Source organism: Streptomyces sp. SLBN-8D4, from assembly GCF_049739545.1.
Classification (GTDB): Bacteria; Actinomycetota; Actinomycetes; order Streptomycetales; family Streptomycetaceae; genus Streptomyces; species Streptomyces canus_C.
Window position 1 is genome coordinate 4382014 of the sequence record NZ_JBMGQC010000001.1, and the last position, 22086, is coordinate 4404099.

Here is a 22086-nt window from a genome sequence, read left to right on the forward strand (position 1 = left end):
GTTGATCCCTTCAGGAGGCCCGCCCATGGCACTGCACAAAGGTCCCGAGAAGCACGACGAGCGCCCGCTGTCCGTCAATCCCTTCTACGGCGAGGCCGATCCGGTCGGCGGAATGACCGAGGCCCCGCCCAAGCACCGGCTCCCCACCACTCCCCTGCCGCCCTCGACCGCCTACCAGGTGGTCCACGACGAGCTGATGCTCGACGGCAACTCCCGGCTGAACCTCGCCACCTTCGTCACGACCTGGATGGAACCGCAGGCCGGGGTCCTGATGAGTGAGTGCCGGGACAAGAACATGATCGACAAGGACGAGTACCCGCGCACCGCCGAGCTGGAGCGGCGCTGTGTGGCGATGCTCGCCGACCTGTGGAACGCGCCGGATCCCTCGGCGGCGGTGGGCTGTTCGACGACCGGTTCCAGCGAGGCGTGCATGCTCGCGGGCATGGCGCTGAAGCGGCGGTGGGCCCAGCGCAACGCCGACCGGTACCCGGGGGCGCGGCCCAACCTGGTCATGGGGGTCAACGTCCAGGTGTGCTGGGAGAAGTTCTGCAACTTCTGGGAGGTGGAGGCCCGGCTGGTGCCCATGGAGGGCGACCGCTTCCACCTCGACCCGCAGGCCGCCGCCGAGCTGTGCGACGAGAACACCATCGGGGTCGTGGGCATCCTCGGCTCCACCTTCGACGGCTCCTACGAGCCGATCGCCGAGCTGTGCGCGGCCCTCGACGCCCTCCAGGAGCGCGCCGGTCTGGACATCCCCGTGCACGTGGACGGGGCGTCCGGGGCCATGGTCGCGCCCTTCCTCGACGAGGACCTGGTGTGGGACTTCCGGCTGCCCAGGGTCGCCTCGATCAACACCTCCGGGCACAAGTACGGTCTTGTCTACCCCGGTGTCGGCTGGGCGCTGTGGCGGGACAAGGAGGCCCTGCCCGAGGAGCTCGTGTTCCGCGTGAACTACCTGGGCGGCGACATGCCCACCTTCGCGCTGAACTTCTCCCGCCCCGGCGCACAGGTCGTCGCGCAGTACTACACCTTCCTCCGGCTGGGCCGCGCGGGCTTCCGGGCCGTGCAGCAGTCCACGCGTGACGTGGCCCGGGGCGTCGCCGAACGCGTGGAGGCGCTCGGCGACTTCCGGCTGCTGACCCGCGGCGACGAACTCCCCGTGTTCGCTTTCACCACGGCCCCGGGCATCGAGGCGTACGACGTGTTCGACGTCTCCCGGCGACTGCGCGAGCGGGGCTGGCTGGTTCCGGCGTACACCTTCCCGCCGAACCGCGAGGACCTGTCGGTATTGCGGGTGGTGTGCCGCAACGGCTTCTCGACCGACCTGGCCGACCTGTTCGTGGCGGACCTGGAGCAGTTGCTGCCCGAACTGCGCCGGCAGTCCCACCCGGTCACGAGCAACGGGGGCGCGGCGACCGGGTTCCATCACTAGGGCCGGACCGGCCGCCGAGTCAAACTTGATCAGTCGGCGTCCCCGGGATGCCGCTCCCCCGTCGCGTACGGGTTCTCCTCGCCCTCGGCGAGGACGCCGACGAACGGCTCGCCCTCGCCCGCGAAGGTGTACGCGCCGTCCTCGATCCGGGCGATGAGCCCCTGGGTCCACTCGGCCTCGGCGTCGGCCGTGTGGATCCAGAGGTTCATGATCTCGCCGATGTGACCGAGCTGCTGCGGACCGTCCTCGGGGACGTAGTGCTCGGTGACCTCGGAGCGCCACTCCTCGATGCCCCGGATGCGCTCCTTGAGCAGCGACACCGCCTCCGCGCGCGGCAGGTCGACCATGAAGCCGATCGCCGCCGACTTCATGTCCATCTTCTGGTCGTAGGAGGTCAGCGCCTCCCGCACCAGCCGCAGGTACTCCTCGGTGCCCACGTCCGTGATCTCGTACTCGGTGCGCGGCGGGCCCCCGGCCGTGGAGGGCGCGATCTCGTGCGCGTGCAGCAGCCCCTGCTTCGCCATCTGCTTCAGGGCGTGGTAGATCGAGCCGGGCTTGGCGTGGGACCACTCGTGCGCACCCCAGTACTCCAGGTCACCGCGCACCTGGTAGCCATGGGCCCGCCCGTGCTGGCGCACCGCGCCGAGCACGAGGAGACGGATCGTTGACATGCGGTCCAGGTTATGGCTTCCTCACTTCGCGGCGAGGGCCACCAGCTCGAACGCCGTCTTCCCGTCCAGGGACTCGCGGATGATGTCGGCGTGACCGGCGTGCCGGGCCGTCTCACGGATCAGGTGCAGCAGCACCCAGCGCACCGAGACCCGGCCCTCGGGCGGGAACCAGGGCTGGTCCGGGAGCGCGAAGGTGTCGTCGAGGCTCGGCACCGAGCGGGCGAACGCCTCCGTCTCGGCGGCGACCTTCTCCCAGTACGCCAGCTGCGACTCGACGCTCTCGTCGCCGACCAGGGCGAAACACTCGTGCCAGTTCGACGGCTCCCGGTGCACGGCGGGCTCCTCGCCCCTGGCGCGGGCGATCCAGCCCTGCTCGGTCTCGGCGACGTGCTTGAGCAGCCCGCCCAGGGAGAGTTCGCTCGCGCTGGGCTTCGCGGCCGCCTGCTCGTCCGTCAGCCCGAGCAGCGCGCGCCGGATCCCGCCGCGCTGCTCCTCCAGGAAGGACAGGAGCGCGCCGCGCTCGTCGCCGTACTCCTCCGCGGGAACGTGAGTGACCATGACCGCCGCCTTTCGCCGGGACTCGGGGGCTTTCCCCCGACACCGACGAAGCTACGGGCCCTTCAGGACAGGTTCTGTCCTCAAAGGCCCGTGGCGGCGGTCGTACGCCGACTTCAGAACGGGAAGCCGCTCCGGCCGTGCTGGACCGAGATCCACTTGGTGGTGGTGAAGGAGTCCAGCATGGTGTCGCCGTTCAGGCGGCCGATGCCGGAGTGCTTCTCGCCGCCAAAGGGGACGATCGGCTCGTCGTGGACGGTGCCGTCGTTGACGTGGAACATGCCGGTGTCGATCTGCTTGGCGAAGGCGACCCCGCGCTCGATGTTCGCGGTGTGGACTGCGCCGCTGAGGCCGTACGGGGTGTCGTTGACCAGGCGGACGGCCTCCTCCTCGCCGTCGAAGGTGACGAGGAGGGCGACCGGGCCGAAGATCTCCTGCTTGAGCAGGGGCGAGTTCGCAGGCAGGTCCGTGAGGACGGAGGGCTCGACCAGGTTGTCCCTCCTGGCGCCGTGGATCAGCGCGGTCGCGCCGTCGGCGATCGCCTGCTCGACGGCGCCCGAAACCGCCTCCGCCTGCGAGGAGTTGATGATCGGGCCGATGACCGTCTCGGGGTCGCGCGGGTCGCCGGTCTTCAGGGTCCGCACCTTGGCGACGAACTTGTCGGTGAACTCCTCGGCGACGGTACGGTCGACCAGGACGCGGTTGGCGGCCATGCAGACCTGGCCCTGGTGGACGTACCGGCTGAAGACGGCGGCGTCGACCGCGTAGTCGATGTCGGCGTCCTCGAGGACCACGAGGGCGCTGTTGCCGCCCAGTTCGAGGACGGAGCGCTTGAAGTGCTGGGCGCAGACCGTGGCCACGTGGCGGCCGACCTTGTCGGAGCCGGTGAAGGAGATGACCTTCGGGACCGGGTGCTCCAGGAAGGCGTCGCCGATCTCGGCGATGTCGGTGATGACGACGTTGAGCAGACCGGCGGGCAGCCCCGCGTCCTCGAAGATCTTCGCGACCAGGGAGCCACCGACGATCGGCGTGTTCTGGTGCGGCTTGAGGACGACGGCGTTGCCGAGCGCGAGCGCGGGGGCGACCGACTTGATCGACAGCAGGAAGGGGAAGTTGAAGGGGCTGATCACGCCCACCACACCGACCGGGACGCGGTAGACGCGGTTCTCCTTGCCGTCCACCGGCGAGGGGATGATCCTGCCCTCGGGGCGCAGCGCCAGGTTGACCGCCTCGCGCAGGAACTCCTTGGCCAGGTGGAGTTCGAAGCCGGCCTTCAGGCGGGTGCCGCCGAGCTCCGCGACGATCGCCTCGGCGATCTCCCCCTCGCGGTCCTCGATCAGCCTGAGCGCCTTCTCGAACACCGCGCGGCGGGCATAGGGGTTGGTCCCGGCCCACTTCTTCTGCGCGCGGGCGGCGGCCCGGTACGCCTCGTCGACCTCGTCGACCGTGGCTATCGTGATCGACGCCAGCTTCTCGTCGTCGTACGGGTTGAAGTCGATGATGTCCCAGGAGCCGGTGCCCGGGCGCCACTCACCGTCGATGTACTGCTGAGCCAGGTCGGTGAAGTACGACGACATGTGATCCCCAAATCACTAGCAGACACACGATCAACGTCACGGTCTGATCACACGTCATCGTACTTGCGCGGCACGCCAGTTGGGCACGCTGAGCAATCTTCTGGGGAGAACCCTCGGGACGTCAGGAGAGCTGGAGGAGACCGCGCAGCAGATCCCGGCTCTCGTCCGGACCCGGGCTGTCCTGCTGAAGCTCCTTCATGGCCTTCTCGTACTGCGTGACGTCCTCGCGCTTGTCCAGATAGAGCGCGCTGGTGAGCTGCTCCAGGTAGACGACGTCCGTCAGGTCGGACTCGGTGAAGCTGAGGATCGTGAAGGCGCCGCTCTCACCGGAGTGCCCGCCGAAGCCGAAGGGCATGATCTGCAGCCTTACGTTGGGGCGTTCGGAGACGTCGATGAGGTGCTGGAGCTGTCCCCGCATCACCTGGCGGTCGCCGTACGGGCGGCGCAGGGACGCCTCGTCGAGCACCACATGGAACTCGGGACCACCGTCGTCGGCCAGGTACTTCTGCCGCTCCAGACGCAGCGCCACGCGCTTCTCCACGTCCGCCGCGCTCGCGCCCTTCATACCGCGCCGCACCACTGCACGTGCATACGCCTCGGTCTGCAACAGGCCGTGGATGAACTGGACCTCGTACACGCGGATGAGGGAGGCCGCACCCTCCAGGCCCACATAGGTGGGGAACCAGCTCGGCAGGACGTCGGAGTAACTGTGCCACCACCCGGCGACGTTGGCCTCGCGGGCGAGGGAGAGGAGCGAGGCCCGCTCCTGCTCGTCCGTGATGCCGTACAGCGTCAACAGGTCTTCCACGTCACGCGTCTTGAAGCTCACCCGGCCCAACTCCATCCGGCTGATCTTCGACTCGGACGCGCGGATCGAGTAGCCCGCCGCCTCGCGCGTGATGCCCCGTGCCTCACGCAGTCGCCTGAGTTGCGAGCCGAGCAGCATCCGCCGCACCACCGATCCGGGCTCTCCCGCGCTCACGTTCGCCAGCCTCCCCAACGTCTTCAGGGGCCGAAGTCTGCCACTAAAACACTCCGAGCAGTACTCGTCCGATTACAGATATGGAAAGAAGCCAAAGATTCCGCACAGCGCAGAGACAGGCAGTGGGGAGGAAGAGGCAAGAAACAGTGGAGAAGATGGCGGAAAAAATGGCCAACAAGCGGTACGGGTATGGCCAATTCGGTCACGTGCACGTGCATCTGCACCTTGCATCTGCATCGCTCATCCGAAACCATGGTCCCGCGCAACCGCTGCATCGCAACGACCGCGAGTTCCCGGGAGTGCCTCGCATGGGGATGAATGGATCGACCATGCTCGAGCCGTTAAGGCAGGGCCTTCCGCCGCTGGATCCCGCGGCCGTGTCCGACGCCGCCTCCTGTTCCCTGCCCGCCCGCTACGAAGCGGTGGGCGACGCGCGGAGGTTCACCCGCAGAACGCTCGACCAGTGGGAACTGGGCGACCACTTCGACGACATCTGCCTCGTGGTGTCCGAGCTGGTCACCAACGCGCTGCGGCACGCGATGCCGGCGCACGGCGTGCACCACGGGGACCACGGGGACCACAACCCGCCCGTACGGCTGCACTTGATGCGATGGACCGAGCGGCTGGTGTGCGCGGTGCGCGACCCCAGTCAGGACAGTCCGGTCGCACGCGACTCCGAAGACTTCTCGGCGGAGTCGGGGCGCGGGCTGTTCCTCGTCGACTCCTTCAGCGACAGCTGGGGCTGGCACCCGATGGCGGGGACGCTGGGCGGCAAGGTGGTCTGGGCACTGTTCCGGCTCCAGCCGCACGCGGGCCCGGCCGCCGCTTCCACCGAGTGAGGCACCACGGCGTTTTCCGATGCCTCGGTTCTACGCGCGTTACTCGGTGCACGACGGCGGTTACCGCGGGTTGTCCAGGGGTGAGGTGGATCAACCCGCTATCAGGTGGTCGAACTCGCCGTCCTTGATGCCGAGCAGCATCGCCTCGATCTCCGCGCGCGTGTAGACGAGCGCGGGGCCGTCCGGGAAGCGGGAGTTGCGAACCGCAACTCCCCCGTCCGGCAGGCGCGCGAACTCCACACAGGAACCCTGCGAGTTGCTGTGCCTGCTCTTCTGCCAGGCCACCCCGCGCAGCTCCGTGGCCGTCATGCCGTTGTACACGTCGAGGTCCACAGGTCGCTCCCCGGTGGTGCGGTGGCCTTGTGGCCAGTGATGCAGTAATCAACTGGTCCGGATCATAGCTCTGTTCACGTGCAGATGCATGAGCAGATGCACGTGCACGAGGGGTGTTCCCGTGGTTACAGATGTGACGTGTGGGGCACTAGATACGTTCCATCGTGTGCCCCAGGGCCCGCATCACATGCGTCCGCCAGCCCCCGTCCATGATCGTCCGGGCCATCAGCTGAGCGGGGTCGTCGGGATCGAATCCCTCGTGCACTAGGAAGAGACGCGTACCGCGCCCTTCCTGTTCCACCTTCCATGTGACAGTCCAGTCAACCGGGTTGGCCGGATCGGCATCGGTCCACCGGAGGCTCAGCATCCGCTCGGGCTCGTAGGCGAGCACCTCCACCTCGACGGTGCCCGAGAAGTTCGTGTGGGGCCGCGGGACGGAGGTCATGGTGTACCGGTGTCCGACCTCCAGCCGGAACGCCTCGGCCCCCTGCATCTGCCACTGCACGAGCAGCTCGGGCTCGGTGAGGGCGCGCCAGACCTTGGCGGGCGGGTGCGGGAAGAACTGGTCGACGCGGATGACCGTGAGGTCGTCGTCGGGTGCGTTGCTCATGTCACGTCATCGTCGGGCATGCGGTCGAGCAGCGCGCCGAGGTCCTTCAGCCGGCCGCGCCAGAACCGCTCGTACGGATGGAGCCAGTCCTGCACCTCGGCGAGCGGGGCCGCCTCCAGCCGGTAGATGCGCTGCCGGCCGGAGCGCTGCTCGGAGACGAGACCGGCCTCGCGCAGCACCCTCAGATGCTCGGACAGGCTCGGGCGCCGCATGTCGAAGTGGTCGGCCAGGACCTGGACGGGCTGCGGCCCGCCGTCGCGCAGCAGCCGCAGCAGCTCGCGGCGTACGGCGCTGGCGAGCGCGGCGAAGACGCGGTCCGCGTCGGCCTCGGCGGTCCCGGTGGTCCCGGCCCCGACGGCTCCTGGTGCGGTCATGCCGGCCTTCCTACTGGTGTGCCTCCGTCAGCAGCATCAGACCGTTGCCGTCGGGGTCCGTGAAGGAGGCCATGCGGCCCCACGGGAGCTCGTCGGGCCCCTGTACGGGGGTCCCGGCCTCCGCGAGCCGCGCACAGTCCGCGTCGACATCGGTCGTGACCAACATGATCCCCCGGGCCGAGCCGGGCTCGAAGCCGCCCATCCCCGGACCGGACAGCGTGAACACGGTCTGCGCACCCTCGGGGGCCACCTGGAGCCAGCGCCCCTGGGGCAGGTCCCGGTCGGCGGTGACGGTCAGACCGAGGACGTCGGTGTAGAAGCGCAGGGCGCGGTCCTGGTCGGAGACGGGGAGGGTGACGAAGGAGGCATGGGTGATGGTCATGACTGAAGAATAGGTAGGAGATTCCCTACGCGTCAACCGTAGGGAATCTCCTACCTATAGGGCCTCACCTGCTGGAGTAGGGCAGCAGCGCCATCTCACGGGCGTTCTTGATGGCGCGGGCCAGCTGCCGCTGCTGCTGGGCCGAGACGCGGGTCACGCGGCGACTGCGGATCTTGCCGCGGTCGGAGACGAACGTCCGCAGCAGGTCGGTGTCCTTGTAGTCGACGTAGGTGATCCCGGCCGCGTCCAGCGGATTGGGCCGGTTCTTGACGGACGTGCGCTCGGGCTTGCGAGGCATCAGACCTCCAGGAGGGTGTCGAAGGCGGGCGGGAGCTGTTTCCAGGCGGCGCGCCCCGCCGCGTACTCGGCGTCGGTCAGCAGGCAGGACTCCAGGAGCCGCTCGAGTCCGTCGCGGTCGAGGCCGGGTGAGGTGAAGACGAGGTGCTGGCAGCAGTCGCCGTGCTCGGGGTGCCAGTCCGTCGCGGCGGCGGCCCGGCGCACCGGCGGCACCATGTCCCAGGCCGCGTCCGGGAGCGAGGCCAGCCACGGACCCGCGCTCTCCACGCACAGGGCGCCGCCGGCCGCGTCCCAGTGCAGCAGCACGTCCGGCTTGTCGGCGAGCCAGAACCGGCCCCGGCTGCGGGCGGCCGCGCAGGTGATGTCCTCCAGGGCCTCGTACAGCCGCTCCGGGTGGAAGGGCCGGCGGCGATGCCACACGAGCGTGGCGACTCCGTGCGCGTCGGCCTCGGCGGGCAGCAGGGCGCAGGCGGGATGCTGGGCCGCCGCCGCGAACTCCACGTCGAAGCCGGCGAGGGCGGCGCGGGCCAGGGGCGAGTGCACGGAGTGCCGTACCGGACCGCGACCGCCCGCCTCGTCGGCCGGTTCGCCGGCACCGATCGGGACCCGGCAGGCCGTCGGGTGGAGCTGGGCGAGGAGTTCGTGGTCCTCCTCGTCGGCCTCCGGGGAGTCGAGGACGGCCAGGACGGGGGCGTACTCCAGCTGGCGGGCGAAGGTGTCGGCGACCGTGCGCTGGTCCGTGGCCGCGGCGGCGAGACCGCGGTCGGCGAGGTCGTCGCCGTTGCCGAGATACGGCAGCACGAGCGCCGGGTCCACTGCGGTGATCACCGCGGTGACCGTGAGGCCGGCGGCCGCGACCACCTCGGCCATCGCCTTGGGCTCCACGGAGTCCCACAGCTCGACGACCGCGAGGCGCAGCGTCCCGGCCGCGTCCAGGCGGCGCAGTTCCGGGACGAGGTCCTCCCGGAGCGCGCAGCACGCGCAGTCGTTGACCAGCGGCGCCTCACCGACGGACAGGATGCCGGTGGCGTCGCGGATCGTCCGTACGACGGTGCCGGCCGCGGCCGTCGCCAGGTCGTGGTGGAGGACGACGCTGCCCGGCACGTCGGCGAGCAGCCGGCCGACGGCCGCCTTGCGCGCGTCGGCGTGCAGCCCACCGACGATCACGACGGAGAGCATCAGCCCTTCTTTCCGTACCGGCGCTCGAAGCGCTCCACGCGGCCGGCGGTGTCCAGCACGCGCGCGGTGCCGGTGCAGAAGGGGTGGCTGGCGTTCGAGATCTCGACGTCCACTACCGGGTAAGTGCGGCCGTCCTCCCACTCGATCGTCTTCTCGCTCGTCATGGTCGAGCGGGTGAGGAAGGCGTAATCGACGGCGCGGTCGCGGAAGACGACCGGGCCGTAGGCCGGGTGGATTGCCTCGCGCATGGTCAGCGCTCCTCTCGGAAGTCGACGTGGCGGCCGGCGACCGGGTCGTACTTGCGCAGGGTCATGCGGTCCGGGTCGTTGCGGCGGTTCTTGCGGGTCACATAGGTGAAGCCGGTCCCGGCGGTGGACCGGAGCCTGACGACCGGGCGGAGTTCGTTGCGTGCCATGCTGCTATCTTACTGAAAATGAATTCCATTTACATACTGCTTCGAGAGAGGTGCATCACCCCGTGTCCGCCCACTGCATGCTGACCGGCGCCCGGCCCGGCTTCGGCAACCGCATCTCCCACTCCCACCGGCGCACCTCGCGCCGCTTCGACCCCAACATCCAGTCCAAGCGGTACTGGCTGCCGAGCGAGGGCCGGTACGTGCGGCTGCGGCTGAGCACCAAGGGCATCAGGACCGTCGACACGATCGGCGTCGAGGCGGCCGTGGCGCGGATCCGCGCGCGCGGTGTGCGGGTCTGAGGATTCGGGAGGAGCACCGGCATGGCGAAGAAGAGCAAGATCGCGAAGAACGAGAAGCGCCGGGAGATCGTCGCGCGGTACGCCGTGCGGCGGGCCGAGCTGAAGGAGATCATCCGCAGGCCCTCGTCCACGGACCCCGAACGGCTCGCCGCGCAGGAGGAGTTGCGGCGGCAGCCGCGGGACGCGAGCGCCACGCGTGTGCGCAACCGGGACCAGGTGGACGGGCGGCCGCGCGGCTACTTCCGGGCCTTCGGACTGTCCCGGGTGAATCTGCGCGGGCAGGCCCACGCGGGATATCTGCCAGGTGTCCGCAAGTCGTCCTGGTAACTCTCACGGGTGGTGCTGGTAGCTTGCTGCGGTCGTCCGGCCGACCGCTACAGCTTGGAGCTTCCAGTGACTTCGGCGATCCTCTCGCGCACGTCGGTTCGGCGGGCCGCGCTCGCGGCCGCGGGGCTGACGGGCGTGCTCGTCCTGACCGCGTGCAGCGGCGGGGGCTCGGACGACGACGCGTCGCCCAGCTCCGGCACGTCCGCGTCGTCCTCGGCGCCGGCCTCCGCCTCCGCCTCCGGCGGTACGTCGTCCTCGGCGTCCGGCAAGGTCGCGGGCAGCTGGCTGGCCACCACCGGCGGCAAGGCGGTGGCGCTGCTGGTCAACGGCGACCAGGCCGGCCTCTTCGCCACCGGCGGCACGGTGTGCAGCGGTACCGCGAGCGCGGACAGCATCCGCCTGAAGTGCGCGGACGGCAGCACGGACCGGGCCGACGGGACGGTCGTGTCGGTCAGCAGGACCAAGCTCAAGGTGCGGTGGTCGGGCGGTATCGGCACCGAGACGTACACCCGGGCCGAGGGCGGCGGGCTGCCGAGCGGGCTGCCGACGGCGAGCCTCGGGTCGTAGCGACAGGACATCCTCCCGTCGTAGCGCAACGACATCGGCGGGGGCGGGCAACCGCGGTGCCCCGCGATGCGTGATGATCCATGCACCGGATCGCTCACACCAGAGGACTTCACATGCGCGCCGCCCCCCTCGCCGTCACCGCCCTCGCCGCCGCCCTGCTCCTGACCGGCTGTTCCGGTGACGGCGACAGCTCCGGCGGGGACAGCGCCGCCGCGAGCCCGAGCAACGGCACCACGTGCCGGATCGGTGCCATGGACGTGGAGGTCGGACCTGCCAACGTGGCCCCCGCCGCCGGGGACACCGGCAACATCCCCGTCACCCTCACCAACCAGAGCGCCGAGTGCACGCTGGACGGCTTCGCCGGCATCGACCTGAACGGCGCGGACTCGTCGGCGAGCGTTTCGCCCGCGGCAGACGCGAAATCCACGAAGGTGACCCTGGCCAAGGGCACGGCCGCCACCTTCACCCTCACCTACACGCGCGGCAAGGCCGGCGACAAGGGGAGCCTCGACGTGAAGACGCTGGCGATCGGCCTGGCGGGAGCGGACACCCAGAAGAGCTTCAAGTGGTCGTACGGGCCGGTCCAGGGCAAGGCCGACAACGCCGGTGACCCGACCGCCTCCGTCGGCGCCTTCACTCAGGCCGGGGACTGAGCCGGGGCCGGTTGCCGACCTGCGCCCGGTCGGCCGCCCGGGCGCCCTCGGTCCAGCCCGCCTCGTCGCTGACACCGCGCAGGCGGGTCGTGGTGGTCCGCGGGAACATCCGCTCCGTGCGGTCGGTGACGGCGACCTCGCGGGAGGCGAGGACCGGCAGCAGGTCGTCGGTCACCGGGGCCTCGGCGGCGGTGCGCAGACGGTCGCCGACGCGGTGGGCGTAGGCCGCGAGGAAGGACTGCCGGAAGGTCTTGGTGCGCCTGCGGCCGCCCGCCCGCTGGGCCGCCTCCGCCTTCGCCATCGCGGACTGCGCCTGCACCAGCAACGAGGTGTACAGGAGTTCGACCGCCGCCAGGTCGCCCTCGAAGCCGACGACCGTGGAGAAGGCGAAGGGTTCGTTCCACACGGCCCGGCAGTGGTTCGCGGTGGCGACGGCGTCGAGCAGCACCGCCTTCGCCTGCTCGTACGGCGGCTCGACCCCGATCCGGCAGGCGCCGGGGGTGTCCTTCGCGGACGCCCGGGGCGTCGAGCAGCGCCTCGTCCACGCTGTGCCGGGCCATCAGCTCCTGCGCCTTGGCGGTGAGCGCCTCCGCCTCCTCCGGGAAGCCGGTCGCCTCCGCCTTGGCGAGCAGGGCACGGATCCGGCCGAGCATGCGGGCGTCACCCCTGGGCTCTCCGTGCCCCTGCCGAGGGTCCTCCAGCGGCTCCAGCGCGGGCAGGCGCAGCAGCAGGCGGTACAGCTCCAGTACGGCGGTGGCGTGCGTGAAGCGGTCGGCGCGGGCGGGGTTCTCGTCGGACTCCTCCAGCTGGGCGAGCTGGGCCGTCCAGCGGGGACCGCGCGGGCGGTCGCCGGGGGCCTGCGCGCGGATCAGGGCCGCGGTGAGCCGCACATGTGTGTCGTCCAGTTCGCGCCGCACGATCCGTACGACGTCGGCGGGCTGCCAGCCGCGCCGCCAGGCCTGCGCCACGAACTCGGCGCCGCGCCGGGCCAGTTCGGCGTCGGTCGCGGGGTCGGCGGCAAGGAGGGAGGCACCGGTGTCCAGGGCGGTGTCGTCATCGGTGTAGAGGGCGGCCCGGAAGGCGCGCTCCACGGTGCCGGTCGGGCCGCCGTTCGTATCGCTGTTCGTGCCGCTGTTCTTGCTGCTGCTCACGGGGCGATCGTCTCACTCTCCGAAAATCGGTCGCCCACGCGCGCGTGCCGCTTCGAGCATGGCCGCATGGTGGACATGTCTCTGTACGCGGCCTTTCTCGTCGCCGCCCTCGCGCTCTGCGTCACTCCCGGTCCCGACATGATGTTCATCGTGGCGATGGGCGGCCGGGGCGGACCCGCCGCCGGGGTGATGGCCGCGTTCGGCGTGGCCTGCGCCATGCTCGTGCACACCGTCGCGGCGGCGCTCGGTCTTTCGGCCCTGTTCCACACGCTGCCGACGCTCTACCACGTGCTGCGCTGGGTGGGAGCGGCCTATCTGCTTCATCTGGCGGTGAAGGCGTTCCGGGACCGGTCGGTTCCCAGTGAGGGCGGGGACATTGGCGGCGGGGCGGGCATGCGGCGGGCCTTCTGGCAGGGAGCTGTCACTAATCTGCTCAACCCCAAGGTGATCCTCTTCAACGTGGCCTTCCTGCCCCAGTTCGTGGACCCGTCGCTCGGTCACGTACCGGGGCAGTTGCTGCTGCTCGGGACCACGCTCGTGGTCATGGGGTTCCTGTGGGACGGCGGTGTGGGGCTGCTCGCCGGGCGGCTCGGGAACACCCTTCGGCGCAGTGCGCGCGTCAACCGGTGGATGAACATCGTCTCGGGGACGGTGTTCACGGGGCTCGCGGTACGGCTGGCGGCTTCTCCGAAGTAGCGGCGGAAGCACGAGGAGAGGCAACCTCTGGTTGACACCCCTCAACTGTCAACCTAAGGTTGACACATGACGACGAACCCCGACATCACGTCATCCGTACGGCTCGACGACCTCATCACGGCCATCAAGAAGGTCCATGTCGAGCCCCTCGACCAGCTCCAGGACGCGGTGATCGCCGCCGATCACCTCGGGGAGGTGGCCGACCATCTGATCGGCCACTTCGTGGACCAGGCCCGGCGTTCGGGCGCCTCCTGGACGGACATCGGCAGGAGCATGGGGGTCACCCGGCAGGCGGCGCAGAAGCGCTTCGTGCCGAAGGAGTCGGCGGACCTGAACGCCGACCAGGGCTTCGGCCGGTACACCCCACGGGCCCGCAACGTGGTGATGTCGGCCCACAACGCGGCCATCACCGCCCGCAACCCCGAGGGCCGTCCCGAGCACCTCGTCCTCGGCCTGCTGGCCGAACCGGAGGGCCTCGCGGCCAAGGCGCTCGTCGCCCAGGGGATCACCCTCGACGCCGTCCGCCGGGCCGCGACCGACGCGCTCCCGCCGGCCGCCGAGGAGGTCCCCGAGCTCGTCCCGTACGGCTCCGACGCCAAGAAGGTCCTCGAACTCACCTTCCGCGAGGCCCTCCGGCTGGGCCACAACTACATCGGTACCGAACACATCCTGCTGGCCCTCCTGGAGTTCGAGCACGGCACGGGGGTCCTGTCCGGCCTCGGCGTCGAGAAGGGCCCGGTGGAGGGCGCCATCGCCAAGGCACTGGCGGGATACCTGAAGGCACAGGGTGAGCGGGACGAGCCGGACGAGCAGAGCTGAGGGAACTCCGCCGGAGCGGCAGATGTCCGGAAGGTCCGTTGTCAGAGGTGCCTGGCAGACTCGCAGGCATGACGGACCGCTGGGCTCTCGCTCCGGCCGAGGACGGTGGCGTGGAGCTGGCCGCCCTCGGCGCCGACGGGCTGCCCGTCGGGCCGGTGCGCGGGAGGGGGATCTCGCCGAGGCCGTGCGGGGGCGGCCCGAGGTGGCCCGGTGGGTCTGGCGGTCCACCGCCGAGGTCTATCCGCGTCTGCTCGCCGCGGGGGTGCGGGTGGAGCGGTGCTACGACATCGAGGACGCCGAGACCCTCCTGCTCGGCCACGAAGGGCGCGCCGGGGAGCCGCGTTCGGCCGCCGCCGCCCTGGCCCGTCTGCGCCGCGGGCCGGTACCCCCTGACCCGCCCCTGCGCGCCGCGGAGCCGGGATCGCAGTCACCCCTGTTCGAGCCGCAGAGCGTCCGGCTTCCGCTGGCCGACCTCGTCGAGGTCTACGCCGACCAGCAGCGGCGGCACGACGCCACCGCGCACCCCGACCGGATGCGGCTGCTGACCGCCGCCGAGTCGGCGGGGATGCTGGTGGCCGCCGAGATGAACCGCGCCGGGCTGCCGTGGAGCGCCGAGACCCACCGCCGGGTGCTGCACGAGCTGCTGGGCGAGCGGTATGCCGGTGGCGGTGAGCCCCGGCGCCTCGCCGAGCTGGCCGACGAGGTGTCCGCGGCCTTCGGGCGCCGGGTGCGGCCCGATCTGCCCGCCGATGTCGTCAAGGCTTTCGCGCAGGCGGGCATCAAGGTGAGGTCGACGCGGCGGTGGGAGATCGAGTCCCTCGACCATCCGGCCGTGAAGCCGCTGGTCGAGTACAAGAAGCTGTACCGCATCTGGGTCGCCCACGGCTGGTCCTGGCTCCAGGACTGGGTGCGGGACGGCCGCTTCAGGCCCGAGTTCCTCGCGGGCGGGACCGTCACGGGCAGATGGGTCACCCATGGCGGCGGCGCCCTGCAGATCCCGAAGGTCATCCGGCGCGCGGTGGTCGCCGACCCCGGCTGGCGGCTCGTCGTGGCGGATGCCGACCAGATGGAGCCGCGGGTGCTGGCGGCCATCTCCCGCGACCCGGGACTCATGGAGGTGGCCGGACGCGAGAGCGACCTCTACCAGTCCGTCTCCGACCGCGCCTTCTCCGGCGACCGCGCCCAGGCCAAGCTCGCCGTGCTCGGCGCGGTCTACGGCCAGACCTCCGGCGACGGCCTCAAGAACCTCGCCGCGCTCAGACGCCGCTTCCCGAAGGCGGTGGCGTACGTCGACGACGCGGCCCGCGCGGGCGAGGAGGGCCGGCTGGTGCGGACCTGGCTGGGACGGACGTGTCCGCCGGCGGCCGGGGCCGGTGACGCGGAGGAGGCGGGCATCCCCCAGGACGACCCGGCCGGACAGCCCGCTTCCGGCGAGGACGGCTGGGTGCCCGGGTACGCCTCTACCAACACCCGTGCCCGCGGCCGGTTCGCCCGGAACTTCGTGGTGCAGGGCAGCGCCGCCGACTGGGCCCTGCTGCTGCTCGCCGCGCTGCGGCAGGCCTGTGCGGGGATGGCGGCGGAACTGGTCTTCTTCCAGCACGACGAGGTGATCGTGCACTGTCCCGAGGAGGAGGCCGAGGCGGTCGTGGCGGCGATCCGGGAGGCGTCGGCGCTGGCCGGGCGGCTGACGTTCGGCGAGACACCGGTGCGGTTCCCGTTCACGACGGCGGTGGTGGAGTGCTACGCGGACGCGAAGTGATCACCGTAAACCGGAGTCGTCGAGCAGGGCGATGAGCTCCTGGAGCACCGTCTTGTCGTCCGTGCCGTCCAGCGCGTCGAGAGCGGCCCGCCACTGCTCGTACGCCTCCTCGGTCCTGCCCCGCTCGCTCAGCAGGAGTCCGTGCTGGTGGCGGGCGAGGGCACCGGTGTAGCGGTCGGCGCGGGCGTCCGCGCGGCGCAGCAGCTCGGCGCACTCGGCGGCGGCGCGTTCGCCGTGGCCGATCAGGCGCAGGGCGCGGACCAGTCCGAGGCGGGTCTGCGACTCGCCGTGCCAGTCGCCGGGGCTGCCGAGGATGCGCAGGCTCTCCTCGAAGTGGGCCACCGCGGCGGCCGGTTCGCCGAGGGTGAGATGGGCGTGGCCGATGTTGCAGTGCGCCGAGTGCCGCACGACCGCGCTGCCGGTCTCCTCGCCGATGGCGAGTGAGCGCCGGTGCTGCTCGATCGCGGCGCGCGGGTCGGTGTGCTCGTACAGGTTGCCGAGGTTGCTGTGGGTGACGGCCTCGCCGAAGGGGTCGTTCAACTGCCGTGCGTAGGCGAGGCTCTGCCGCAGTGCCTCGCCCGACTCGGTGTACCGGCCCAGGCCTTCGAGCAGCAGACCCTGGTTGTTGAGGCAGCGGCGCGTCCAGGAGTCCCTGCCGAGCCGCCGCCAGATCGCGAGGGCACGGTCGTTGAGGGCCAGGGCCTCGCTGTGCCGTCCGGTGAGGAAGTGCAGGCCGGCCAGGTCGCCCAGAGCGCATGCCTCGGCCTCCTCGTCACCGAGCCGCCCCGCCACCGTGAGCGCGGCCCGGCCGAGGACCTCCGTCTCGGCGACCCGGCCGCTGTGCTGGAGGAAGGGCCAGAGCAGGCGCAGCAGGGTGGAGAGATGTGCCGCGGTGCGTGCGTCGGGGGTGTCCGTGTGCCGTTCGGCCAGGGCCACGATGTTCTCCAGCTCCGACTCGCCCCAGGCGAAGGCCTTCTGCGAGGAGGGGAACGGCGGGATGGCCAGCACGTGGGCCGCGTGCTCCGGCGGTTGCGCGGCGGTCGGGCGGCGGCGGTCCTCCAGGTCCAGGCCGGGTTCGACGATCGCGGTCAGGGCGCGTTCGGCGACGGCCGCGTACCAGCGCAGGGCGGTGCGGGCGATGTCCGGGGCGTGCCCGGTGCGCGCGAGTTCCCGCGCGAAGTCGCGGACCAGGCCGTGCGGGGCGTAGCGGCCGTACGCCGTCTCCTCCAGGAGGGCCACGTCCACGAGGCGGTCGAGCGCGTCCTCGGCGCGGGTCTCGTCGGTGGCGTCGGTGCCGAGGAGGCGGGCGACCAGGGGGACGCCGTAGGTGGGCAGGTCGAGGGCGCCGATGCGGCACAGGGCGAGGGCGGCGTCGCGGTCGGAACGGCGCCCTGAGGCGGCGAGGGCGTCGTGGGCGACGGCCAGGGAGCGGCGGACGGAGAGGTCGTCGTACTCCAGGTGCCGCAACCGGTCCTCGGTGGCGGCCAGTTGGTCGGCAAGGACGTCGGGGGTGAGGGCGTGCCGGGCGGCCAGGCGGGCGGCCACGACGCGGAGGGCCAGCGGGAGGCGGCCGGTGAGTTCGATGAGAGGGTGCGTGGCGTCGATGGGGGTGGCGGCATCGGGGGTGGCGGATTCGGGGGTGGCGGGGGCGCCCTCGCCGACGGGGGCTTCCCCTCCGTTTCCGTTCCGGCCGGACCGGCCCGAGAGCGCGCGCAGCAGCTCCGCGCTCTCCTCGGCCGAGAGCGGGGAGAGCGGGAAGCGGTGGGCGTCGTCGAGGGCGGTCAGGGGCGAGCGGCTGGTGACGATCACCGCGCAGCCGCCGCCGGCCGGCAGCAGCGGCCGTACCTGGGCGGCGCTCGCCGCGTCGTCCAGCACCATGAGCGTGCGGGTGGGCGCGAGCAGTGAGCGCAGCAACGCGGCCGCCGCGTCCGGGTGTTCGGGGATGCTGCGCGGGTCGGCGCCGAGGTCGCGGAGCAGGGCGGTGAGGGCCTGGGCCGGGGTGAGGGGGGTCATTCCCGGGGTGGCACCCTGGAGATTGATGTAGAGCTGACCGTCAGGGAAACGTTCCCGCAGCTCATGGGCGACGTGCAGCGCGAGTGCGCTCTTGCCGACGCCGGCCATGCCGCTGACGACACCGACGGCCGGGCCGCCGTCGGGGGTGAGGGCACGGCGGAGCTCGTTCCGGGTGGTGAAGCGGCCGGTGAAGTGACCCGGGGGCGGGGGGAGTTGGGCGGGGCGGGGCAGGAGGAGGGGAGCCTCGGGATCAGGGGGCGACGGGTCGGCGGCAGCGGGTGACGGAGGACGGGCCGGGGACGCCGATGGGAGGGCCGGAGGGCGGACCGGAGTGCGGGCCTGCGGGGCATCTTCGCGCGTAGCGTCTGCGCGCGGCGCGCCGGGAGCGGCCGGCCGGCTCCGCTCGCCCGCCGCGCCGGAGCCGACGGTCTTTGCCGGGCGCCCGGTTGTCCCGGACCGGTCCGTCTCGCCGCCCCGGTCGGCGTCGGCCCGGCCACCGCCGTCTCCCCCGCGCAGCACCTCCACATGTGCCTCGCGGACCGCCGGGCCCGGTTCCACGCCGAGCTCCTCGACCAGGCGGGTGCGCAGGTCGCGGTGGACGGCGAGGGCCTCGGCCTGGCGGCCGGTGCGGTGCAGGGCGAGCATCAGCTGGCGGTGGTAGGACTCGCGCAGCGGGTGTTCGGCGGCCAGTGCGGAGAGTTCGGGGACGAGGGCGTCCGGCCGGGTGCCGGCGAGGGCGAGCTCGGCGTCGTAGTGCCACTCCAGGAGGAGCAGCCGGGCCTCCTCCAGGCGCTGCACCAGGGCGTATCCGGCGAGTTCGGAGGGGACCCCGCTGAGCGGAGCGCCCCGCCACAGGGCGAGCGCCGCCGCGCAGGCCTGGACGGTCCCGGTCCAGTTCCCGTCGGCGTGCGCGCCGCGGGCCCGGGCGACATGGCTCTCGAAGACCTGGACGTCGAGTTCGCCCGGCGCGACGCGCAGCAGGTAGCCGGGGGCCACCGCCTGCAGCCGTTCGGGGTCGTCGAGCTGCCGTCGCAGCCGGGAGACGTGGTTGTGGAGCGAGGCCTTCGCCGAGGCGGGTGGAGTGCTGCCCCACAGTGCCTCCTTGAGGGACTTGGTGGAGACCACCCGGCCCGCTTCGAGCAGCAGCGCGGCCAGCAGGATGCGCTGCTTGCGGCTGCCGACGACCCGTACACCGGCGCCGTCACGGCCCTCGTGACCCGGACCGTCGCGACCGTCGCGACCGTCATGGCCGGCGTACAGAACCGGCGGCCCGAGCAGTCCGAACCGCAGCCCCGACTGCGATCCGCGCCCCATCACGCCGCCCACTTCTGGCGGAATTCCGCCCTCTTCACGGCGGTTTCCCGCCAGCCGTCCGACGCCGACCGCTGCCGGAATCCGTTGTCGTCCCGCGGTTGCACACCGTCGGTCCCCCATCACCGCCGTCGACTTCAGGCCAACCGGCGGACAACGAAACGTAGATGCGTTGGCCACATGTTAGCGACTTGTTGGCGCCACCTGATGTGATCACAACATCGGATCTGGCCCGAGGGCGCGCGCGTACGACGCGCAACTCGGGGGAGTGTCGCCGTCGCGGCCGGATCCGTGGGACGCGAGAGGGTCCCGGTCGGCGGAGGTGAACGACCGGGATCCTCGTCCTGTCCTCGGGGCCGTCGGCCCTCAGATCACGGGCGGGCGTCCCAGCCGGGTGAGGTGCCACACCGTTCGCCAGCGCATCGGCCGCCGTTCGCCCGCCGGTTCCCGCAGGCCCTCGACGAATCCGCCGAACCAGGCGCGCAGTCCGCTCGACGAACGGATCCGCAGCAGGGTGAGCGCCGTCCACACGCCGAGGTGCACGGGGATGAGCGCCAGGGGCAGCCGACGGCGGACCAGCCAGACGCGGTTGCGGGCGTTGACCCGGTAGTAGATGGCGTGCCGGGCGGGTGAGGTCCTCGGGTGCTGGAGCAGCAGTTCGGGCGCGTACAGGATGCGCCAGCCGCGGTCGGCCGCCCGCCAGGCCAGGTCGATCTCCTCGTGGGCGAAGAAGAACTCGGCGGGCCAGTCCCCGGTCTCGGCGAGCATGGCCATGCGGAAGGCGTGCCCGCCGCCGAGGAACCCGGTGACCTGGCCGCCGCGCATCGGGTCGGAGGCGCCGACGCGGGGCACGTGCCGCTGCTGGGTCTCGCCGCTCTCGTCGGCGATACGGAAGCCGACGATGCCGAGCCGCTCGTCGGCCGCGTACAACTCCTGTACGCGGCGCAGCACATCGGCGTCCACGAGCAGGCCGTCGTCGTCGAGTTCCACCACGACGTCCACGTCGCCGAAGTCCCGCAGCCGGGCGAGGGCCACGTTCCGCCCGCCGGGGCAGCCGAGGTTCTCCTCGACGTCGAGGGTGGTGACCTCGCCGGGCAGGGAGAGCCGTTCGGCGAACTCGGGCAGCCGGCAGCCGTTGCCCACGATCACGATCCGGGCCGGGGCGACGTCCTGCTTGGCCACGGACCGCAGCAGGGCGTCGACCTCGTCGGGCCGGTTCCCCATCGTCACGACGGCCACGGCGATCCTCGGCGCGCCCATGTCCTCACCTCGTCCCCTCGTCCCGGTCGTCCCGACGGGCATCAACCGGCGCGATGCTAGCCGTTCACAGTAAGGACTTCTCAGGTACGAGGACGCCCGACACGGGTGGGCCGGCTTCTGCACGGCGCGGGACACCTCCAACAGCCCCCGTGTCACCCCCGCCGGTTCTCCCTCCGTCGCACGAACTTCAGCCCCGACCAGTCCTCCCCCAGCGTCGCGACCTTCACGTCGACGACGCCGAGCGGAAGGAAGACCTCCCGCAGGGCGTTCTCGGTGATGTCGCTGACGTGCCCGGCGGCTCTGCGCGGCCAGGCGATCCACAGTGCGGCATGGTCCGCGAGGCCGGCGACCAGTCCACCCGCCCCGGCGGCCAGCCGCGCGTACTCGCGGTGGAAGCTCAGGACCACGTCCGCGCCGGGCGAGCCGCCGGCGGCGACCTCGCAGTCGTCGGGCAGACCGGGGATCTCCCACCCTTCGGGCGCGCCGTCGAGCCGCACGCGGTGCCCCGCCTTGATGCCGAGCTTCCTGGCGAGGGGCGTGGCGGAGTAGCCGCCCGCCGAACCGGCTCCTGACATACGGCACCTCCGCGCGCTGGTCCTGTCCCCTGCACCCATCGTGACGGTCCGGAGGGCGGATGTCCGTCCGGACACGGGGTCACGGGGTCACGGGGGGGGGAGGGCGTCACCGGACCGGCTACCGCACCACCCGCGCGAGCAGCGTGGCGAGGTCGGCGAGGAACTGGAGCCAGGGGCGGGCCTGTTCGGCCCGGCGCCCGAACCGTCTGCGCCAGCCGCCGGGCCGGACGTCGTCCCGGCGCTGGATCGTCCTGTCCCGCACCCGTCGTAAGGACATGGCGCGGCTCGTTCCGATGCGCTTGCGTCGCCTCATGCCGGGACGTTAGCCGGGCCGCGACCGCGAACGCAGGGCAGCGGACCGCCAAAGCGGGCGGGCGGTTATTGGCGGTAACGGGTAAATGGGGGCGCGGGGCGATCCTGGGGGCACCCTTGCCCTTACCGATGCCGGTGCCGATGCGGGTACAGGTGCAGGTACGGCGTACGCCGCCGACACCACGAGCAAGCCCTGCAGCGTTCCGCGCAGCGCGGGCAGGCACGGCCTTGTCGCCGTGCCTGCAGTCCATCAGGTCTTCGGCCAGGTCTTCGGCGAAGAAGGAGAACAGGATCGATCCCGCCACATCACCGAAGAGGCTCTGGCCGCGATCGAGGAGGCCGGTTTCTTGAGGAGGCCGAGGCGCGGGCGGAGCAGCGCCCTGACACCGTGCGGTGGCGGGGCGCTGCTCGTTGACGCTGTCTCGACGTCCGTCTACGCCTGCGGGCGACTGCTCCAGATGACCTGGCGGTCCTCGCCGTCGAGGTCGGACCCGACGGGGTCCTCTCCGCCGCGCGCAGCAGTAACGCTTCGGCACAGCACGAACCCTGATCCGCTTGTGGACCGAAGGACGACAGGCAGATGCCGCTGTCCGCCGGACGGGCTGATCCCCGAGAAAGCGAGAATCTCTTGGGCTTCGGCCTCGCTTGCGGAGCACAGCTCAATGGACTTGTACTGCTGGACCAACTGCATGGCGCTC

At 71.5% G+C, this 22086-nt stretch carries 25 protein-coding genes and 2 pseudogenes; 9 read left to right on the forward strand and 18 right to left on the reverse strand.

The features are described 5' to 3' along the window. Positions 1 to 25 precede the first annotated feature (25 nt). Positions 26 to 1432: a glutamate decarboxylase gene (locus tag RKD20_RS19700; RefSeq protein WP_424878859.1), complete on the forward strand. Its 1407-nt coding sequence runs from the start codon at positions 26 to 28 to the stop codon at positions 1430 to 1432. A 29-nt stretch (positions 1433 to 1461) separates the two neighbouring features. Here RKD20_RS19700 and RKD20_RS19705 read toward each other — a convergent pair whose 3' ends face one another. The 4 genes from RKD20_RS19705 to RKD20_RS19720 form a co-directional block, all read right to left on the reverse strand. After that, entirely contained in the window at positions 1462 to 2103 is a 642-nt protein-coding gene (locus RKD20_RS19705) for a PadR family transcriptional regulator (protein WP_424878860.1), read from the reverse strand. A 21-nt stretch (positions 2104 to 2124) separates the two neighbouring features. After that, complete coding sequence (locus RKD20_RS19710) at positions 2125 to 2661, reverse strand: DinB family protein (RefSeq protein WP_424878861.1); 537 nt, start codon at positions 2659 to 2661, stop codon at positions 2125 to 2127. A gap of 113 nt (positions 2662 to 2774) precedes the next feature. Continuing rightward, positions 2775 to 4235 carry an aldehyde dehydrogenase family protein gene (locus tag RKD20_RS19715; RefSeq protein WP_424878862.1) on the reverse strand — a complete coding sequence of 487 codons (1461 nt, stop codon included), beginning with the start codon at positions 4233 to 4235 and terminating at the stop codon, positions 2775 to 2777. Positions 4236 to 4356: 121 nt separating this feature from the next. Continuing rightward, positions 4357 to 5181 carry a helix-turn-helix domain-containing protein gene (locus RKD20_RS19720; RefSeq protein WP_007383726.1) on the reverse strand — a complete coding sequence of 275 codons (825 nt, stop codon included), beginning with the start codon at positions 5179 to 5181 and terminating at the stop codon, positions 4357 to 4359. A gap of 365 nt (positions 5182 to 5546) precedes the next feature. On the opposite strand from RKD20_RS19720, the gene RKD20_RS19725 reads away from it, so the two are divergent. Then, positions 5547 to 6056: an ATP-binding protein gene (locus tag RKD20_RS19725; RefSeq protein WP_424878863.1), complete on the forward strand. Its 510-nt coding sequence runs from the start codon at positions 5547 to 5549 to the stop codon at positions 6054 to 6056. 90 nt (positions 6057 to 6146) lie between these two features. On the opposite strand, the gene RKD20_RS19730 is transcribed toward RKD20_RS19725, so the two are convergent. From RKD20_RS19730 to rpmG, 8 genes are all read right to left on the reverse strand, one after another. After that, positions 6147 to 6365 carry a DUF397 domain-containing protein gene (locus RKD20_RS19730; protein WP_063746956.1) on the reverse strand — a complete coding sequence of 73 codons (219 nt, stop codon included), beginning with the start codon at positions 6363 to 6365 and terminating at the stop codon, positions 6147 to 6149. Positions 6366 to 6537: 172 nt separating this feature from the next. Then, positions 6538 to 6999, reverse strand: a complete 462-nt coding sequence (locus RKD20_RS19735; protein ID WP_424878864.1) for an SRPBCC family protein — start codon at positions 6997 to 6999, stop codon at positions 6538 to 6540. Next, on the reverse strand, positions 6996 to 7373 hold the full coding sequence (locus tag RKD20_RS19740; RefSeq protein WP_424878865.1) for an ArsR/SmtB family transcription factor: 378 nt from the start codon (positions 7371 to 7373) through the stop codon (positions 6996 to 6998). Before RKD20_RS19740 ends, RKD20_RS19735 begins: the two co-directional genes overlap by 4 nt. A 10-nt stretch (positions 7374 to 7383) precedes the next feature. Further along, a complete protein-coding gene (locus RKD20_RS19745; protein ID WP_359427932.1) occupies positions 7384 to 7755 on the reverse strand; it encodes a VOC family protein in 372 nt (123 codons plus the stop codon). Positions 7756 to 7819: 64 nt separating this feature from the next. Then, on the reverse strand, positions 7820 to 8053 hold the full coding sequence (rpsR, locus tag RKD20_RS19750; RefSeq protein ID WP_424878866.1) for a 30S ribosomal protein S18: 234 nt from the start codon (positions 8051 to 8053) through the stop codon (positions 7820 to 7822). Continuing rightward, positions 8053 to 9231 (reverse strand): CobW family GTP-binding protein, encoded by a 1179-nt coding sequence (locus RKD20_RS19755; RefSeq protein WP_424878867.1) that lies wholly within the window; start codon positions 9229 to 9231, stop codon positions 8053 to 8055. Before RKD20_RS19755 ends, rpsR begins: the two co-directional genes overlap by 1 nt. Next, positions 9231 to 9479, reverse strand: coding sequence for a type B 50S ribosomal protein L31 (locus tag RKD20_RS19760; protein ID WP_424878868.1), 249 nt, complete (start codon positions 9477 to 9479; stop codon positions 9231 to 9233). Before RKD20_RS19760 ends, RKD20_RS19755 begins: the two co-directional genes overlap by 1 nt. Positions 9480 to 9481: 2 nt before the next feature. Continuing rightward, on the reverse strand, positions 9482 to 9646 hold the full coding sequence (gene rpmG / locus RKD20_RS19765) for a 50S ribosomal protein L33 (protein WP_007383717.1): 165 nt from the start codon (positions 9644 to 9646) through the stop codon (positions 9482 to 9484). Positions 9647 to 9708: 62 nt separating this feature from the next. Between rpmG and rpmB the strand changes: the two genes are divergently transcribed. The 4 genes from rpmB to RKD20_RS19785 all read left to right on the forward strand — a co-directional run bounded on the left by rpmB (position 9709) and on the right by RKD20_RS19785 (position 11492). After that, positions 9709 to 9945, forward strand: a complete 237-nt coding sequence (gene rpmB, locus RKD20_RS19770; RefSeq protein ID WP_424878869.1) for a 50S ribosomal protein L28 — start codon at positions 9709 to 9711, stop codon at positions 9943 to 9945. Positions 9946 to 9966: 21 nt separating this feature from the next. Continuing rightward, the gene (gene rpsN, locus RKD20_RS19775) at positions 9967 to 10272 is read left to right on the forward strand and encodes a 30S ribosomal protein S14 (RefSeq protein ID WP_424878870.1); all 306 of its coding nucleotides are present in this window, start codon (positions 9967 to 9969) and stop codon (positions 10270 to 10272) included. Positions 10273 to 10338: 66 nt separating this feature from the next. Then, positions 10339 to 10839, forward strand: coding sequence for a hypothetical protein (locus RKD20_RS19780; RefSeq protein WP_424878871.1), 501 nt, complete (start codon positions 10339 to 10341; stop codon positions 10837 to 10839). A 113-nt stretch (positions 10840 to 10952) separates the two neighbouring features. Continuing rightward, on the forward strand, positions 10953 to 11492 hold the full coding sequence (locus RKD20_RS19785) for a DUF4232 domain-containing protein (RefSeq protein WP_424878872.1): 540 nt from the start codon (positions 10953 to 10955) through the stop codon (positions 11490 to 11492). Here the strand turns inward: RKD20_RS19785 and RKD20_RS19790 are convergent. Then, positions 11473 to 12643: pseudogene (locus RKD20_RS19790) on the reverse strand (DUF2786 domain-containing protein). The gene RKD20_RS19785 and the pseudogene RKD20_RS19790 overlap by 20 nt on opposite strands. 66 nt (positions 12644 to 12709) lie before the next feature. Here RKD20_RS19790 and RKD20_RS19795 point away from each other — a divergent pair. The 3 genes and pseudogenes from RKD20_RS19795 (at position 12710) to RKD20_RS19805 (ending at position 15917) form a co-directional block, all read left to right on the forward strand. Then, positions 12710 to 13339, forward strand: a complete 630-nt coding sequence (locus RKD20_RS19795; RefSeq protein WP_424878873.1) for a LysE family translocator — start codon at positions 12710 to 12712, stop codon at positions 13337 to 13339. Between the two features lie 66 nt (positions 13340 to 13405). Further along, positions 13406 to 14158 carry a Clp protease N-terminal domain-containing protein gene (locus tag RKD20_RS19800; protein ID WP_424878874.1) on the forward strand — a complete coding sequence of 251 codons (753 nt, stop codon included), beginning with the start codon at positions 13406 to 13408 and terminating at the stop codon, positions 14156 to 14158. Between the two features lie 68 nt (positions 14159 to 14226). Further along, positions 14227 to 15917: pseudogene (locus tag RKD20_RS19805) on the forward strand (bifunctional 3'-5' exonuclease/DNA polymerase). On the opposite strand, the gene RKD20_RS19810 reads toward RKD20_RS19805, so the two are convergent. The 5 genes from RKD20_RS19810 to RKD20_RS19830 form a co-directional block, all read right to left on the reverse strand. Continuing rightward, the gene (locus RKD20_RS19810) at positions 15918 to 19244 is read right to left on the reverse strand and encodes a BTAD domain-containing putative transcriptional regulator (RefSeq protein ID WP_424883271.1); all 3327 of its coding nucleotides are present in this window, start codon (positions 19242 to 19244) and stop codon (positions 15918 to 15920) included. Positions 19245 to 19607: 363 nt separating this feature from the next. Further along, positions 19608 to 20501 carry a glycosyltransferase family 2 protein gene (locus RKD20_RS19815; RefSeq protein WP_020122606.1) on the reverse strand — a complete coding sequence of 298 codons (894 nt, stop codon included), beginning with the start codon at positions 20499 to 20501 and terminating at the stop codon, positions 19608 to 19610. A 152-nt stretch (positions 20502 to 20653) separates the two neighbouring features. After that, on the reverse strand, positions 20654 to 21076 hold the full coding sequence (locus RKD20_RS19820) for a DUF3052 domain-containing protein (protein ID WP_424878875.1): 423 nt from the start codon (positions 21074 to 21076) through the stop codon (positions 20654 to 20656). A 118-nt stretch (positions 21077 to 21194) separates the two neighbouring features. After that, positions 21195 to 21389, reverse strand: a complete 195-nt coding sequence (locus RKD20_RS19825) for a hypothetical protein (RefSeq protein ID WP_351989406.1) — start codon at positions 21387 to 21389, stop codon at positions 21195 to 21197. A 432-nt stretch (positions 21390 to 21821) separates the two neighbouring features. Then, on the reverse strand, positions 21822 to 22079 hold the full coding sequence (locus RKD20_RS19830) for a hypothetical protein (protein ID WP_424878876.1): 258 nt from the start codon (positions 22077 to 22079) through the stop codon (positions 21822 to 21824). Positions 22080 to 22086: the final 7 nt, after the last annotated feature.

Coding starts and splice junctions, on each gene's coding strand:
- RKD20_RS19700 (WP_424878859.1), top strand. CDS start 26: ATGGCACTGCACAAAGGTCCCGAGAAGCACGACGAGCGCCCGCTGTCC.
- RKD20_RS19705 (WP_424878860.1), bottom strand. CDS start 2,103: ATGTCAACGATCCGTCTCCTCGTGCTCGGCGCGGTGCGCCAGCACGGG.
- RKD20_RS19710 (WP_424878861.1), bottom strand. CDS start 2,661: ATGGTCACTCACGTTCCCGCGGAGGAGTACGGCGACGAGCGCGGCGCG.
- RKD20_RS19715 (WP_424878862.1), bottom strand. CDS start 4,235: ATGTCGTCGTACTTCACCGACCTGGCTCAGCAGTACATCGACGGTGAG.
- RKD20_RS19720 (WP_007383726.1), bottom strand. CDS start 5,181: ATGCTGCTCGGCTCGCAACTCAGGCGACTGCGTGAGGCACGGGGCATC.
- RKD20_RS19725 (WP_424878863.1), top strand. CDS start 5,547: ATGCTCGAGCCGTTAAGGCAGGGCCTTCCGCCGCTGGATCCCGCGGCC.
- RKD20_RS19730 (WP_063746956.1), bottom strand. CDS start 6,365: ATGACGGCCACGGAGCTGCGCGGGGTGGCCTGGCAGAAGAGCAGGCAC.
- RKD20_RS19735 (WP_424878864.1), bottom strand. CDS start 6,999: ATGAGCAACGCACCCGACGACGACCTCACGGTCATCCGCGTCGACCAG.
- RKD20_RS19740 (WP_424878865.1), bottom strand. CDS start 7,373: ATGACCGCACCAGGAGCCGTCGGGGCCGGGACCACCGGGACCGCCGAG.
- RKD20_RS19745 (WP_359427932.1), bottom strand. CDS start 7,755: ATGACCATCACCCATGCCTCCTTCGTCACCCTCCCCGTCTCCGACCAG.
- rpsR (WP_424878866.1), bottom strand. CDS start 8,053: ATGCCTCGCAAGCCCGAGCGCACGTCCGTCAAGAACCGGCCCAATCCG.
- RKD20_RS19755 (WP_424878867.1), bottom strand. CDS start 9,231: ATGCTCTCCGTCGTGATCGTCGGTGGGCTGCACGCCGACGCGCGCAAG.
- RKD20_RS19760 (WP_424878868.1), bottom strand. CDS start 9,479: ATGCGCGAGGCAATCCACCCGGCCTACGGCCCGGTCGTCTTCCGCGAC.
- rpmG (WP_007383717.1), bottom strand. CDS start 9,646: ATGGCACGCAACGAACTCCGCCCGGTCGTCAGGCTCCGGTCCACCGCC.
- rpsN (WP_424878870.1), top strand. CDS start 9,967: ATGGCGAAGAAGAGCAAGATCGCGAAGAACGAGAAGCGCCGGGAGATC.
- RKD20_RS19785 (WP_424878872.1), top strand. CDS start 10,953: ATGCGCGCCGCCCCCCTCGCCGTCACCGCCCTCGCCGCCGCCCTGCTC.
- RKD20_RS19795 (WP_424878873.1), top strand. CDS start 12,710: ATGGTGGACATGTCTCTGTACGCGGCCTTTCTCGTCGCCGCCCTCGCG.
- RKD20_RS19800 (WP_424878874.1), top strand. CDS start 13,406: ATGACGACGAACCCCGACATCACGTCATCCGTACGGCTCGACGACCTC.
- RKD20_RS19810 (WP_424883271.1), bottom strand. CDS start 19,244: ATGGGGCGCGGATCGCAGTCGGGGCTGCGGTTCGGACTGCTCGGGCCG.
- RKD20_RS19815 (WP_020122606.1), bottom strand. CDS start 20,501: ATGGGCGCGCCGAGGATCGCCGTGGCCGTCGTGACGATGGGGAACCGG.
- RKD20_RS19820 (WP_424878875.1), bottom strand. CDS start 21,076: ATGTCAGGAGCCGGTTCGGCGGGCGGCTACTCCGCCACGCCCCTCGCC.
- RKD20_RS19825 (WP_351989406.1), bottom strand. CDS start 21,389: ATGAGGCGACGCAAGCGCATCGGAACGAGCCGCGCCATGTCCTTACGA.
- RKD20_RS19830 (WP_424878876.1), bottom strand. CDS start 22,079: ATGCAGTTGGTCCAGCAGTACAAGTCCATTGAGCTGTGCTCCGCAAGC.